This window comes from Enterobacter cloacae complex sp. OE43NF, assembly GCF_023544405.1.
Classification (GTDB): domain Bacteria; phylum Pseudomonadota; class Gammaproteobacteria; order Enterobacterales; family Enterobacteriaceae; genus Enterobacter; species Enterobacter cloacae.
The window spans coordinates 15,755-29,800 of sequence record NZ_JAMJFW010000011.1 but is presented as its reverse complement, the minus strand read 5'-3'; the positions used below and the strand labels follow the sequence as shown (position 1 = coordinate 29,800).

Sequence of the window (14,046 nt, the reverse complement as noted above, 5' to 3'; positions counted from 1 at the left end):
GAATTATGACAGTTTTATGACAATGGAAATTTAGCTTAAAAAACAGAGAAAGATTTCTTATTTATCATCATGTTAGTCACTATCATGACAACAACTTTTCAGAAATATTTTCTTTATGTGACACTGAAAAAAGTAGCTGAAGATGACAGATTGTCATAAATAAAAACGCGAATGCGTTGATTAAAAACAAACCAGGCAGGGTAAAAAAGCTCCACCCGAAGGTGGAGCCTGGAGGGATTATTCTACGGTGACCGATTTCGCCAGGTTACGCGGCTGGTCAACGTCGGTGCCTTTGATCAGCGCAACGTGGTAAGCCAGCAACTGCAGCGGCACGGTGTAGAAGATAGGGGCAATAACCTCTTCTACATGCGGCATCTCGATGATGTGCATGTTGTCGCTGCTGGCAAAACCGGCGTCCTTATCAGCGAAGACGTACAGTACACCACCGCGGGCGCGAACTTCTTCAATGTTGGACTTCAGTTTTTCCAGCAGTTCGTTGTTAGGTGCCACAACGATAACCGGCATATCCGCGTCAATCAGCGCCAGCGGGCCGTGTTTTAGCTCGCCTGCCGCGTAGGCTTCAGCGTGGATGTAGGAGATCTCTTTCAGCTTCAGCGCGCCTTCCAGCGCAATAGGGTACTGGTCGCCACGGCCGAGGAACAGGGCGTGGTGCTTGTCAGAGAAATCTTCAGCCAGGGCTTCAATGCGCTTATCCTGAGATAACATCTGCTCAATACGGCTTGGCAGTGCCTGCAGACCATGAACGATGTCATGCTCAACAGAAGCATCCAGCCCTTTCAGACGCGCCAGTTTCGCCACCAGCATCAGCAGAACCGTCAACTGCGTGGTAAACGCTTTGGTGGAGGCCACGCCGATTTCAGTGCCAGCTTTGGTCATCAGCGCCAGATCGGATTCACGCACCAGCGATGAGCCCGGCACGTTACAGATAGCCAGCGATCCCAGGTAACCCAGCTCTTTAGAGAGACGCAGCGCCGCCAGGGTATCTGCCGTTTCGCCAGACTGAGAAAGGGTGATCATCAGGCTGTTACGGCGCACGGCGGATTTGCGGTAGCGGAATTCAGAGGCGATTTCCACATCGCACGGCACGCCAGCCAGCGACTCAAACCAGTAGCGAGAGACCATCCCGGAGTTGTAGGAGGTACCGCAGGCCACAATCTGAATGTGCTCAACCTTGCTGAGGAGCTCGTTTGCGTTGGCACCCAGTTCGCTCAGGTCCACTTCACCGTGGCTGATACGACCGGTCAGGGTGTTTTTGATGGCGTTTGGCTGCTCATAAATCTCTTTCTGCATGTAGTGACGGTAAGCGCCTTTGTCGCCCGCGTCGTACTGCAGATTGGATTCAATTTCAGGGCGCTTCACCTGCTCGCCTTTGGTATCAAATACCGTCACGCTGCGGCGAGTCACTTCTGCGATATCACCCTCTTCCAGGAAGATAAAGCGGCGGGTGACCGGCAGGAGCGCCAGCTGATCAGAAGCGATAAAGTTTTCGCCCATGCCCATACCGATAACCATTGGACTACCGGAACGCGCCGCCAGCAGGGTGGACGGATCGCGGGAGTCCATGATCACCGTACCGTACGCACCGCGCAGCTGTGGGATTGCGCGCAGCACCGCGTCACGTAACGTGCCGCCCTGTGCCAGCTCCCAGTGCACCAGGTGCGCAATCACTTCGGTATCGGTTTCAGAAACGAAGGTATAGCCGCGCGCTTTCAGTTCTTCGCGCAGCGGTTCGTGGTTTTCGATAATGCCGTTATGCACGACCACGATGTGTTCAGACACATGCGGGTGCGCGTTGCCTTCAGACGGTTCGCCGTGTGTCGCCCAGCGGGTATGCGCAATACCGGTGCCACCGTGCAGCGGGTGTTCTTCCGCGGCCTGGGCCAGCATCTGCACTTTACCGAGGCGACGCAGACGGGTCATATGACCTTCTGCATCCACTACTGCCAGACCGGCAGAGTCGTAGCCACGGTATTCCAGACGACGTAAACCTTCGAGAAGGATTTCAGCAATATCACGCTGCGCAACTGCGCCAACAATTCCACACATAGTTAGATTTCCTGATTATGGCGTTATGCCATGCGTTGTCGCTGACCTGTATTTGCCCTTTCCGGGCGCCCCGAGCCTTGTAGAGAGTGGGGTTATTGTTATGGGTACTGCTTGTGGGGGGAGGATTATATTATCCCCTCACCCCGGCCCTCTCCCCAAAGGGGCGAGGGAGAAAAACACCGCACCGAACAATTCCCTCTCCCTTTGGGGAGAGGGTTAGGGTGAGGGGTAAATCCGTTACTTCTTCTTCACCGGGCGTTTCCAGCCCTGCTTGTGCACCTGCGGCACACGGCTTAATACCAGTTCGTTATCGGCGATATCGCGCGTAACGGTTGTCCCGGCGGCAATCGTTACGCCGTTACCCACGGTAACAGGCGCCACCAGCTGAGTGTCGGAACCGACAAACACATCATCACCGATGATGGTTTTAAACTTATTCGCGCCGTCATAGTTGCAGGTAATCGTTCCTGCGCCAATATTCACGTTGTCGCCAATTTCCGCATCGCCCAGATAGGTCAAATGACCGGCTTTAGAGCCTTTACCCAGACGCGCTTTTTTCATCTCAACAAAGTTTCCAACATGTGAGCCTTCCAGCAGCTCAGCCCCCGGGCGCAGACGCGCGAACGGCCCAATAGTGCACGCTGCGTCAAGACGGGCATCTTCCACCACGCTGTATGGGCTAATTTCGCAATCATCACCGATGATGCTGTTTTTGATCACACAGCCCGCACCAATTTTGACGCGGTTACCCAGCGTGACGTTACCTTCCAGGATAACGTTAGTATCAATTTCAACGTCGCGCCCATGCGCTAACGTTCCACGCAGATCGAAACGCGCCGGATCGCGCAGCATCACGCCGGCCAGCAGCAGTTTTTCGGCCTGTTCGGACTGATAAACACGCTCCAGACGGGAAAGCTGAAGGCGGTTATTCACCCCTTCGGTTTCGCTGATACGCGCCGGGTGAACCGCCGCAATCTCACGCCCTTCCTGGTACGCCATCGCAATGATATCGGTGATGTAGTATTCACCCTGCGCGTTGTTGTTGTTGAGCTTAGACAGCCAGCGCTTCATGTCCGCGCCGTTAGCCATCAGGATACCGGTGTTGATCTCCTGAATCTGGCGCTGTGCTTCGCTGGCGTCTTTATGTTCAACGATACCCGTGACGTTGCCGTTTTCACGGGTGATGCGGCCGTAGCCGGTCGGATCGTCCAGCACGACGGTTAATAAACCGATACCGCCCTGCGGTTTGGCTTCACGCAGGCGAGTCAGTGTGTCGATGGAGATCAGCGGAACATCGCCGTAGAGCATCAGAATGTCTTCGTCATCGGCAAAGAACGGTGCTGCCTGCTGCATTGCGTGGCCGGTTCCCAGCTGTTCAGCCTGAAGCACCCAGTTGAGCTTGTCATCGCTCAGCGTCTTTTTAAGCAGATCGCCGCCGTGGCCATAGACCAGATGAACCTGGCGAGCGCCCAATTCATTTGCTGCATCAATAACATGCTGCACCATTGGCTTTCCTGCCAGTGTATGAAGCACTTTAGGCAGATCGGAATACATGCGGGTACCTTTGCCTGCGGCAAGGATCACCACGCTCATCGCACTGTTTGACATACGCATCCTGACGGTAGTTTGAGTGAGAAGTAAAAACGTTTGGTGCTTAAAATTCTACATCTTTTTCGTCATGAATTAAGGACGAAAAAAAAGCCAGCCTGGTATCCAGACTGGCTTTTGTGCTTTTCAAGCCGGTGTTACATCGCTTTTTTGGTCAACTCGATAACGCGCAGTTTGGCGATCGCTTTGGCCAGCTCCGCAGACGCCTGAGCGTAATCCACGTCACCATGAGAGCTGCTAATGTGCTCTTCAGCCTTACGCTTCGATTCCAGGGCTCGCGCTTCGTCGAGATCCTGGCCACGAATAGCGGTATCGGCCAGAACGGTCACACTGCCAGGCTGCACTTCAAGAATGCCGCCGGACAGATAGATAAACTCTTCGTGACCGAACTGTTTAACGATGCGGATCATACCAGGCTTAATGGCGGTGAGCAGCGGTGCGTGACCCGGGAAGATACCCAGTTCACCTTCACTACCCGTTACCTGGATTTTCTCGACCAGACCAGAGAACATTTGTTGCTCTGCGCTGACGACGTCCAGGTGGTAAGTCATTGCCATATCACCCTCCGATTAAGGCGTTAAAGTTTTTTGGCTTTTTCCACAGCTTCTTCGATGGAACCAACCATGTAGAACGCCTGCTCTGGCAGGTGATCGTATTCGCCTTCCATGATGCCTTTAAAGCCACGGATGGTGTCTTTCAGGGAAACGTATTTACCTGGAGAACCGGTGAATACTTCCGCAACGAAGAACGGCTGGGACAGGAAGCGCTGGATCTTACGCGCACGTGCTACCACCAGTTTGTCTTCTTCAGACAGTTCATCCATACCCAGGATGGCGATGATGTCTTTCAGTTCCTGGTAACGCTGCAGCAGGGACTGTACGCCACGCGCGGTGTCGTAGTGTTCCTGACCAACAACCAGTGGATCCAGCTGACGGCTGGTGGAGTCCAGCGGGTCAACAGCCGGGTAGATACCCAGAGACGCGATCTGACGGCTCAGTACCACGGTTGCATCTAAGTGCGCAAAGGTGGTTGCTGGAGATGGGTCAGTCAAGTCATCCGCAGGTACGTATACCGCCTGAACGGAGGTGATAGAACCGGTTTTGGTAGAGGTGATACGTTCCTGAAGAACACCCATCTCTTCCGCCAGCGTAGGCTGATAACCTACCGCTGAAGGCATACGACCCAGCAGTGCAGATACTTCAGTACCGGCCAGGGTGTAACGGTAGATGTTATCAACGAACAGCAGAACGTCACGGCCTTCGTCACGGAACTTCTCAGCCATCGTCAGACCAGTCAGCGCAACGCGCAGACGGTTTCCTGGTGGCTCGTTCATCTGGCCGTAAACCAGGGATACTTTGTCCAGAACGTTGGAGTCGGTCATTTCGTGGTAGAAGTCGTTACCCTCACGAGTACGTTCACCTACGCCCGCAAATACGGAATAACCGGAGTGCTCGATCGCGATGTTACGGATCAGCTCCATCATGTTTACGGTTTTACCTACACCCGCACCACCGAACAGACCAACTTTACCGCCCTTCGCAAACGGACACATCAGGTCGATAACTTTGATACCGGTTTCCAGCAGTTCCTGAGAGCTGGACAGCTCTTCGTAGGAAGGTGCCGCGCGGTGGATAGCCCAACGCTCTTCTTCACCGATGTCGCCTTTCATGTCGATTGGCTGACCCAATACGTTCATGATACGACCCAGTGTTGCTTTACCTACCGGGACTTCGATCGGGTGCTCAAGGTCTTTAACTTCCAGACCACGACGCAGACCGTCGGAAGAACCCATCGCGATGGTACGCACGATACCGCCGCCGAGCTGCTGCTGAACTTCCAGCACCAGGCTCTCGTTACCATTCTGTACCTCAAGCGCGTCGTACACGCGTGGTACGGCGTCCTGAGGGAACTCGACGTCCACCACGGCGCCGATTACCTGGACAATCTTTCCAGTAGCCATCTTGAATCCTCTACGTAATTCGTAAACCTGGTTAAACCGCGGCGGCCCCCGAGACGATCTCGGTGAGTTCCTGAGTAATGCTGGCCTGACGAGCTTTGTTGTAAACCAACTGCAGCTCTTTAATCAGGCTGCCGCCATTATCGGTCGCGGCTTTCATCGCCACCATTCGTGCGGCCTGCTCGCTGGCCAGGTTTTCTACAACGCCCTGATAAACCTGAGATTCAACGTAACGACGCAGCAGGGTATCCAGCAGCGGTTTCGGATCGGGTTCATACAGGTAATCCCAGGCTTTCTGTTTCAGCTCGTCATCTTCTGAAGCCGGTAAAGGCAGCATCTGAGTGAGCGTTGGCACCTGAGACATGGTGTTAATAAATTTGTTGCTGACAACGTACAGTCTGTCCAGACGGCCTTCATCATAGGCCTGCAACATCACTTTAACCGGGCCGATCAGTTCGGACAGGGACGGGTTATCACCCATACCGGTCACCTGAGCGACAATGTTGCCACCAACGGAGTTAAAGAAAGAGACGCCTTTAGAGCCGATCAATGCGAGGTCGCACTGAACGCCTTTATCGGACCAGCCTTTCATATCCGCCAGCAGTTTTTTGAACAGGTTAATGTTCAAGCCGCCACACAGACCACGGTCGGTCGACACCACCAGGTAGCCCACGCGCTTAACGTCGCGTTCTTCCAGGTAAGGGTGCTTATATTCCAGATTACCGTTTGCAAGGTGACCAATCACTTTGCGCATGGTTTCTGCATAAGGACGGCTGGCCGCCATGCGATCCTGCGATTTACGCATTTTGGAAGCGGCGACCATCTCCATCGCTTTAGTGATCTTTTGCGTGTTCTGGACGCTTGCGATCTTACTACGTATCTCTTTTGCGCCGGCCATGAGCTTCTCCTCAATGCCAGGCGGCTTGTCCTGAGACAAGCCGCCGGACGATTACCAGGATTGGGTTGCTTTGAAGGAATCGAGGATAGCTTTCAGCTTGCCTTCGATTTCGTCGTTATAGCCACCGGTCTGGTTGATCTCTTGCATCAGCGGAGCGTGATCACGGTCGACGTAAGCCAGCAGAGCGGCTTCGAAGCTACCGATTTTCGCCAGTTCCACATCTTCGAGGTAACCGCGTTCAGCCGCGAACAGTACCAGGCCCTGCTGAGCAACAGACATTGGTGCGTACTGTTTCTGCTTCAGCAGCTCGGTCACTTTCTGACCATGGCTCAGCTGTTTACGGGTTGCTTCGTCCAGATCGGATGCGAACTGAGAGAACGCAGCCAGTTCACGATACTGTGCCAGCGCGGTACGGATACCACCGGACAGTTTCTTGATGATCTTGGTCTGAGCAGCACCACCTACACGGGATACGGAGATACCCGGGTTAACCGCCGGACGAATACCGGAGTTAAACAGGTTGGTTTCCAGGAAGATCTGACCATCGGTAATGGAGATTACGTTGGTCGGAACGAACGCAGAAACGTCACCCGCCTGGGTTTCAATGATCGGCAGCGCGGTCAGAGAGCCCGTTTTACCCTTCACTTCACCTTTGGTGAAGTTCTCGACGTATTCCGCGTTAACGCGGGAAGCACGCTCCAGCAGACGAGAGTGGAGGTAGAATACGTCGCCAGGGAACGCTTCACGTCCTGGTGGACGACGGAGCAGCAGGGAAACCTGACGATAAGCAACAGCCTGTTTAGACAGGTCATCGTATACGATCAGTGCATCTTCACCGCGGTCACGGAAGTATTCACCCATTGCACAACCGGCGTATGGCGCCAGGTATTGCAGTGCAGCAGATTCAGAAGCGGTAGCCACAACAACGATGGTGTTAGACAGCGCGCCGTGCTCTTCCAGTTTACGAACCACGTTAGAAATGGTGGACGCTTTCTGGCCGATAGCCACGTACACACATTTGATGCCGGAGTCACGCTGGTTGATGATGGCATCGATAGCCATCGCGGTTTTACCGGTCTGACGGTCACCGATGATCAGTTCACGCTGACCACGACCGATTGGGATCATGGCATCAACGGACTTATAACCCGTCTGAACAGGCTGATCTACGGACTGACGGTCGATAACGCCCGGTGCGATAACTTCGATTGGAGAGAAGCCATCGTGCTCAACCGGACCTTTACCGTCGATTGGTGCACCCAGGGTGTTAACAACACGACCCAGCAGGCCACGGCCAACCGGAACTTCCAGAATACGGCCAGTACACTTAACCTTCATGCCTTCGGCGAGGTCAGCGTATGGACCCATCACAACTGCACCTACGGAGTCGCGCTCCAGGTTCAGTGCGATAGCGTAACGGTTACCCGGCAGGGAAATCATCTCACCCTGCATACAATCGGCCAGGCCGTGGATGCGGATAACACCGTCACTTACAGAAACAATAGTACCTTCGTTATGAGCTTCGCTCACAACATTGAACTGAGCAATGCGCTGCTTGATCAGTTCGCTGATTTCGGTGGAATTCAGTTGCATGCTCCAGTCCCCTTAAGACTGCAAGACGTCTGCAAGGCGCTCAAGACGGCCGCGTACGCTGCCATCAATGACCATATCACCCGAGCGGATGATTACGCCTGCCATTACAGACTTATCGATTTTGCAATTCAGCTTAACTTTGCGTGACAGACGTTTTTCCATCGCGGCGGTAATTTTCGCAAGCTGTTCATGACTCAGTTCAGTCGCAGAAGTTACTTCAACTTCAGCAGTAGCTTCACTAAGGGCACGTAAGTGCTCAAACTGCTCGAGAACATCCGGGAGCACACGGAGACGACCATTTTCTGCCATTACCTTAATCAGGTTCTGGCCGTTGGCATCCAGTTGCTCTCCGCACACGGCGATGAACGACGCGGCGAGGGTTTCAGGTGCTAATGCACCAGAAAGCAACTCGGCCATTTGTTCGTTTTTCGTCACCTCAGCGGCAAACGCCAGCATATTCTGCCAGCGATCGACATTTTGGTGTTCGACAGCAAAGTCAAAAGCTGCTTTGGCGTAGGGGCGAGCTACCGTAACAAATTCAGACATCAGCCCCTCCCTCCTTACAGTTCAGCGACAAGTTTGTCCACGATGTCGCTGTTAGCAGCTTCATCCACGGAACGTTCGATGATCTTCTCGGCGCCAGCAACAGCCAGAATCGCAACCTGCTTACGCAGTTCTTCACGAGCACGTTTACGCTCAGCTTCAATTTCAGCCTGAGCCTGTGTCACGATCTTAGTACGTTCCTGTTCTGCTTCAGCTTTGGCTTCGTCCAGGATCTGAGAACGGCGTTTGTTAGCCTGTTCGATGATTACCTGAGCTTCCGCTTTCGCTTTTTTCAGCTGGTCTGTCGCGTTGGCCTGTGCAAGGTCCAAATCTTTCTTTGCACGTTCTGCAGAAGCCAGACCGTCAGCAATTTCTTTCTGACGTTTTTCGATGGCAGCCATTAAAGGCGGCCATACATACTTCATGCAGAACCAGACAAAGATAATAAACGCGATGGCCTGGCCGAGGATTGTTGCGTTCATGTTCACAGCACAATACCTCTTAAATTTCTGTGGCTTGGGGTTTTAAAACAACTACTACGCGACAGCAAACATCACGTACAGACCCAGACCTACAGCGATCATTGGGATAGCATCCACCAGACCCATAACGATAAAGAACTGAGTACGCAGCAGAGGAATCAGATCAGGTTGACGCGCAGCGCCTTCCAGGAATTTGCCCCCGAGGATGCCGATACCGATCGCAGCACCGATAGCCGCCAGACCCATCATCACAGCGGCAGCCATGTACAGCAGATCCATATTCAGGTTTTCCATGACAGTCTCCAGTTTGTTTCAATTAAAACGTAGTAGTGTTGGTAAAAAATCAGTGCTCTTCAGACGCCATCGACAGATAGACGATCGTCAGAACCATGAAGATAAAGGCTTGCAGCGTAATGATCAGGATGTGGAAAATGGCCCACGGCACATTCAGAACCCACTGTGACCACCACGGCAGAAGACCCGCGATCAGAATGAAAATCAGCTCACCCGCATACATGTTGCCGAACAGTCGCAGACCCAGTGAAACAGGTTTGGACAGCAGGCTAACGCCTTCCAGGATCAGGTTGACCGGAATAAACGCCCAGTGGTTGAACGGCTGCAAGGTAAGCTCTTTCACAAAGCCGCTTACGCCTTTCATTTTGATGCTGTAGAAAAGAATCAGGATAAACACGCCCAGCGCCATCGACAGGGTGATGTTCACGTCAGCAGACGGAACCACGCGCAGAGCAGGCAGACCGAAGACATGCTCGCCAATCCACGGCAGGAAATCGATAGGCAGAAGGTCCATCAGGTTCATCAGGAAGACCCACACGAACACGGTCAGTGCCAGTGGCGCAATCAGCTTGCTCTTACCATGGTACATGTCTTTCACGCTGCCATGGACGAAGCCGATGATCATCTCAACGAACGTCTGGAATTTCCCTGGAACACCGCTGGTCGCCTTTTTAGCAACACCGCGGAACATGGCCAGGAACAGAAGACCCAAAACCACCGAGAAGAACATGGAGTCGATGTTGATCGTCCAGAAGGTGGCCGGGGGGTTATGCGGATCCACCAGCGAGAATGTACGCAGGTCCAGCTGAAGGTTATTCAGATGGTGACCTATGTAATCCTGCGGCGTCATATTTTCTGAAGCCATGATGCCTTTTACCCTTTGTTATTGATTACAGCTGGAGCCAGAACTTGTACCACCAGCACCAAAACCCACGTAGCTATCAGCGGCATGAATACCACTTTCAAAACCGCCAGCGCCATCACCAGTAGAGCAAAGGTCAGCAACACCTTACACACTTCGCCGAGGGCGAAGGACCAGGCCACGCGGCCTTTGGCAGGTGTATGCGCCTGATGACGCCAGGCAAAAATCATAAACAACACGTTTGGCAGCACAACCGCCAAACCCCCGCACACGGCGGAGATGCCCCAGAAGGGGTCTTTGAGGCTAAACAGCAATCCACTTGCTATCACAGCCATAAACTGAATGAACAGAAGCTTACGAGCAACGTTTCTACTCAAGAGCGACACAGACATCACGTTTTTACTCCTGCTCCCTTCGAGGTATGCCGCGTGTCGTATAAAACGTCCTTTAAGGCTCAGAGTCAAGCATCAAAAAGCGGTCAAATTATACGGTGCGCACCCGTGATTTCAAACATTAAGTAGCGAAAAGGTGAATAAATGTTTAAATATTTTTCCCCGCCGCTATTTTTCAACTTTTGATGAAAGCCCCGACCTTCGAGCAAAACTGCAAACAGCGCGAAAACGTTGACTACAAAGCGTGCACGAGATCACAAAATACACATTTGCGATAAGGTTGTATTTATCAAACTCGTAAATCGCTTAATTTCATCTTTCTGAAATTAAAGATAAAATGTCGCAACTATTTTCAAAACAGCCCCGTATACAATAAAAACCTTTTATTGACATTCTTAATAAATATTTAACATTGCATTCTGGTTGCTGCTTTCCACTTTTAGCAGGCTGATATTTTCGTGGTTGATTATCTTCAGGGTGAACAATGGTGAGGAAGTTAACCATTAGAAAACCCTTAGTAAAAACACGGTTAAATTCTCTCCGGCAAAATCCGTTGTGTTGTGCTGTTTTTTAACACTGACAGAACAGCACAAATTCCACATTTTTTATTAATTTTTTAAAAATTGTTTGGCTTAATTATCACCAGATGACGTTCGCCTTCGAGCTGAGGAATCTGTAATTTCTCAATGGACTCGACGGCAAAACCGTCCGGAAGCTGTTCAATTTCATCGCCGGGCAACTGCCCTTTCAGCGCATAAAAACGGCCATTCTCTGCCGGTAAGTGCTTACACCAGTTCACCATGTCATTAAGCGAAGCAAACGCACGGCTGATAACCCCGTCGAACGGTGGCTCTGCCGGGAACTCCTCTACCCTGCTCTGCACAGGCGTGATGTTCTCAAGCTTCAGCTCATGCTGTACCTGGCGCAAAAAACGCACGCGCTTGCCAAGGCTATCCAGCAGCGTGAAATGGCTTTCCGGGCGGACAATTGACAGGGGAATACCCGGCAGGCCAGGACCCGTGCCCACATCGATAAAGCGCTCACCGTTCAGGTACGGCGCAACCACAATGCTATCGAGAATATGGCGAATCAGCATCTCGTTGGGGTCGCGTACGGAGGTGAGGTTGTACGCTTTATTCCATTTGTTCAGCATATCGACATAGGCCACCAGCTGATTTTTCTGGTGATCGGTGAGCGAAATACCTGCCTGATCCAGCAGACGAGAGAGTTTATTGAGCACGGTGAATACCTGTTGAGAGACTTAAGTGGCGGGTGGCGCTTCGCCAGACCGCCCTACGGAGTTCTGTAGGCCCGGTAAGCGCAGCGCCACCGGGCGAATTACACATATTACGCGCTGCGGCGCAGCATGCCCTGCTTTTTCAACCACACCAGCAGAATCGAAATCGCTGCTGGGGTAACGCCCGAGATGCGGGAGGCCTGGCCGATCGACACCGGTTTGTGATCGTTCAGTTTGGCGATCACCTCGTTGGACAGCCCCGTCACCTGACGATAGTCCAGCATTTCCGGCAGCAGCGTGTTTTCGTTACGCTGCTGCTTTTCGATCTCATCCTGCTGACGTGCGATGTAACCTTCGTATTTCACCTGGATCTCAACCTGCTCTGCCGCTTCAGCGTCTTCAAGACCCGGGGCAAAGGCGGTGAGTTTCACCAGATTCTCATAGGTCACTTCCGGGCGACGCAGCAGATCTTCACCGCTGGCTTCGCGCGAGAGCGGCGCAGTTAAGTGAGCGTTCACTTCCGCAGCGGTTTCAGCCTGCGGATTAACCCAGGTCGTTTTCAGGCGCTGACGTTCCTGCTCAATGCGCTCCAGTTTCTCGTTGAAGCGTGCCCAGCGTTCGTCATCCACCAGACCCAGCTCACGGCCCATTTCGGTCAGACGCAGGTCGGCGTTATCTTCGCGCAGCATCAGGCGATATTCCGCGCGAGAGGTAAACATACGGTACGGTTCTTTGGTGCCCAGCGTGCAGAGATCGTCGACCAGCACGCCCAGATAAGCCTGAGAACGCGCCGGAGCCCAGCCCTCTTTCTCGGCAGAGAAACGGGCGGCGTTCAGACCGGCCAGCAGGCCCTGTGCAGCAGCTTCTTCGTAACCGGTGGTGCCGTTAATCTGACCTGCGAAGAACAGACCGTGGATGAATTTGCTCTCCAGGGTTGGCTTCAGGTCACGCGGATCGAAGAAATCGTACTCAATAGCGTAGCCAGGGCGAACGATTTTCGCATTCTCCATCCCCTGCATTGAGCGAACAATTTGCATCTGCACATCGAACGGCAGGCTGGTGGAGATGCCGTTCGGATAGATTTCGTTCGAGGTCAGCCCTTCAGGCTCCAGGAAGATCTGGTGTTGGTTACGATCGGCAAAGCGCATGACTTTGTCTTCGATCGACGGGCAATAGCGTGGGCCGATCCCTTCGATCACGCCGGCGTACATTGGGCTGCGATCGAGGTTATTGCGGATCACGTCATGGGTTTTTTCGTTGGTATGCGTGATATAGCACGGTACCTGCTGCGGATGCTGCGCTGCATTGCCCATGAACGAGAAGACCGGCATTGGGTTATCGCCGTGCTGTTGTGCCAGCACGCTGAAATCAATGGTGCGCGCATCAATACGCGGTGGAGTACCGGTTTTCAGACGGCTGACACGCAGCGGCAGTTCACGCAGACGGCGTGACAATGGGATAGATGGCGGATCGCCAGCACGTCCACCGCTGTAATTATCCAGACCGATATGGATCTTACCGTCCAGGAATGTCCCGACGGTCAGAACAACCGCTTTGGCGCGGAATTTGAGCCCCATCTGGGTAACTGCGCCAACGACACGATCGTTCTCCACGATAAGATCTTCCACTGCCTGCTGGAAGATCATCAGGTTCGGCTGGTTCTCCAGGGCAGTACGCACCGCCTGACGATAAAGCACGCGGTCTGCCTGAGCGCGGGTCGCACGCACAGCGGGGCCTTTACTGGCGTTTAGTATCCTAAACTGAATGCCTGCGTGATCGATCGCTTTCGCCATCAGGCCGCCAAGTGCATCCACTTCTTTTACCAGGTGTCCTTTCCCAATGCCGCCAATCGCCGGATTACAGGACATTTGTCCCAGCGTGTCGATATTGTGTGTCAAAAGCAGGGTCTGCTGACCCATTCGCGCTGCGGCCATTGCGGCCTCAGTGCCTGCGTGACCCCCGCCAATGATGATGACGTCAAAAGGATCCTGATAAAACATGGTGGTCTGCCTCGCGTAAAGCGGTATGAAAATGGATTGAAGCCCGGGCCGTGGATTCTACTCAACTTTAGTCTTTCGAGAAAGCATTGGGATCCTGGGCTATTAAAAAGAAG

The 14,046-nt window shown here is 53.0% G+C and carries 13 protein-coding genes; all 13 read right to left on the bottom strand.

The features are described 5' to 3' along the window. Positions 1-237: 237 nt before the first annotated feature. The 13 genes from glmS to mnmG all read right to left on the bottom strand — a co-directional run bounded on the left by glmS (position 238) and on the right by mnmG (position 13,933). Positions 238-2,067 carry a glutamine--fructose-6-phosphate transaminase (isomerizing) gene (glmS, locus tag M8370_RS07305; RefSeq protein ID WP_020690250.1) on the bottom strand — a complete coding sequence of 610 codons (1,830 nt, stop codon included), beginning with the start codon at positions 2,065-2,067 and terminating at the stop codon, positions 238-240. A gap of 237 nt (positions 2,068-2,304) precedes the next feature. Further along, positions 2,305-3,675 carry a bifunctional UDP-N-acetylglucosamine diphosphorylase/glucosamine-1-phosphate N-acetyltransferase GlmU gene (gene glmU, locus M8370_RS07300; protein WP_038420852.1) on the bottom strand — a complete coding sequence of 457 codons (1,371 nt, stop codon included), beginning with the start codon at positions 3,673-3,675 and terminating at the stop codon, positions 2,305-2,307. A 137-nt stretch (positions 3,676-3,812) separates the two neighbouring features. After that, a complete protein-coding gene (locus M8370_RS07295) occupies positions 3,813-4,232 on the bottom strand; it encodes a F0F1 ATP synthase subunit epsilon (protein ID WP_006177560.1) in 420 nt (139 codons plus the stop codon). A gap of 20 nt (positions 4,233-4,252) precedes the next feature. Next, positions 4,253-5,635 (bottom strand): F0F1 ATP synthase subunit beta, encoded by a 1,383-nt coding sequence (atpD, locus tag M8370_RS07290; RefSeq protein ID WP_003862362.1) that lies wholly within the window; start codon positions 5,633-5,635, stop codon positions 4,253-4,255. Positions 5,636-5,666: 31 nt separating this feature from the next. Then, the gene (gene atpG, locus M8370_RS07285; RefSeq protein WP_003862364.1) at positions 5,667-6,530 is read right to left on the bottom strand and encodes a F0F1 ATP synthase subunit gamma; all 864 of its coding nucleotides are present in this window, start codon (positions 6,528-6,530) and stop codon (positions 5,667-5,669) included. Between the two features lie 51 nt (positions 6,531-6,581). Further along, entirely contained in the window at positions 6,582-8,123 is a 1,542-nt protein-coding gene (gene atpA / locus M8370_RS07280) for a F0F1 ATP synthase subunit alpha (RefSeq protein ID WP_003862367.1), read from the bottom strand. Between the two features lie 12 nt (positions 8,124-8,135). Beyond that, on the bottom strand, positions 8,136-8,669 hold the full coding sequence (gene atpH / locus M8370_RS07275; RefSeq protein ID WP_013099407.1) for a F0F1 ATP synthase subunit delta: 534 nt from the start codon (positions 8,667-8,669) through the stop codon (positions 8,136-8,138). Between the two features lie 14 nt (positions 8,670-8,683). Beyond that, complete coding sequence (atpF, locus tag M8370_RS07270) at positions 8,684-9,154, bottom strand: F0F1 ATP synthase subunit B (RefSeq protein ID WP_013099406.1); 471 nt, start codon at positions 9,152-9,154, stop codon at positions 8,684-8,686. Positions 9,155-9,202: 48 nt separating this feature from the next. Further along, on the bottom strand, positions 9,203-9,442 hold the full coding sequence (atpE, locus tag M8370_RS07265; protein ID WP_000429386.1) for a F0F1 ATP synthase subunit C: 240 nt from the start codon (positions 9,440-9,442) through the stop codon (positions 9,203-9,205). Between the two features lie 49 nt (positions 9,443-9,491). Beyond that, positions 9,492-10,307: a F0F1 ATP synthase subunit A gene (gene atpB, locus M8370_RS07260; protein WP_013099405.1), complete on the bottom strand. Its 816-nt coding sequence runs from the start codon at positions 10,305-10,307 to the stop codon at positions 9,492-9,494. Positions 10,308-10,315: 8 nt separating this feature from the next. Beyond that, the gene (gene atpI / locus M8370_RS07255) at positions 10,316-10,696 is read right to left on the bottom strand and encodes a F0F1 ATP synthase subunit I (RefSeq protein WP_250020707.1); all 381 of its coding nucleotides are present in this window, start codon (positions 10,694-10,696) and stop codon (positions 10,316-10,318) included. A gap of 616 nt (positions 10,697-11,312) precedes the next feature. Further along, complete coding sequence (gene rsmG, locus M8370_RS07250) at positions 11,313-11,936, bottom strand: 16S rRNA (guanine(527)-N(7))-methyltransferase RsmG (protein ID WP_139936884.1); 624 nt, start codon at positions 11,934-11,936, stop codon at positions 11,313-11,315. Between the two features lie 107 nt (positions 11,937-12,043). Next, entirely contained in the window at positions 12,044-13,933 is a 1,890-nt protein-coding gene (mnmG, locus tag M8370_RS07245) for a tRNA uridine-5-carboxymethylaminomethyl(34) synthesis enzyme MnmG (protein ID WP_008500196.1), read from the bottom strand. Positions 13,934-14,046 lie beyond the last annotated feature (113 nt).

What these genes read in the sequence shown, in the direction of transcription:
- glmS (WP_020690250.1), bottom strand. Translation starts at nt 2,067, where the DNA reads ATGTGTGGAATTGTTGGCGCAGTTGCGCAGCGTGATATTGCTGAAATC.
- glmU (WP_038420852.1), bottom strand. Translation starts at nt 3,675, where the DNA reads ATGTCAAACAGTGCGATGAGCGTGGTGATCCTTGCCGCAGGCAAAGGT.
- M8370_RS07295 (WP_006177560.1), bottom strand. Translation starts at nt 4,232, where the DNA reads ATGGCAATGACTTACCACCTGGACGTCGTCAGCGCAGAGCAACAAATG.
- atpD (WP_003862362.1), bottom strand. Translation starts at nt 5,635, where the DNA reads ATGGCTACTGGAAAGATTGTCCAGGTAATCGGCGCCGTGGTGGACGTC.
- atpG (WP_003862364.1), bottom strand. Translation starts at nt 6,530, where the DNA reads ATGGCCGGCGCAAAAGAGATACGTAGTAAGATCGCAAGCGTCCAGAAC.
- atpA (WP_003862367.1), bottom strand. Translation starts at nt 8,123, where the DNA reads ATGCAACTGAATTCCACCGAAATCAGCGAACTGATCAAGCAGCGCATT.
- atpH (WP_013099407.1), bottom strand. Translation starts at nt 8,669, where the DNA reads ATGTCTGAATTTGTTACGGTAGCTCGCCCCTACGCCAAAGCAGCTTTT.
- atpE (WP_000429386.1), bottom strand. Translation starts at nt 9,442, where the DNA reads ATGGAAAACCTGAATATGGATCTGCTGTACATGGCTGCCGCTGTGATG.
- atpB (WP_013099405.1), bottom strand. Translation starts at nt 10,307, where the DNA reads ATGGCTTCAGAAAATATGACGCCGCAGGATTACATAGGTCACCATCTG.
- atpI (WP_250020707.1), bottom strand. Translation starts at nt 10,696, where the DNA reads ATGTCTGTGTCGCTCTTGAGTAGAAACGTTGCTCGTAAGCTTCTGTTC.
- mnmG (WP_008500196.1), bottom strand. Translation starts at nt 13,933, where the DNA reads ATGTTTTATCAGGATCCTTTTGACGTCATCATCATTGGCGGGGGTCAC.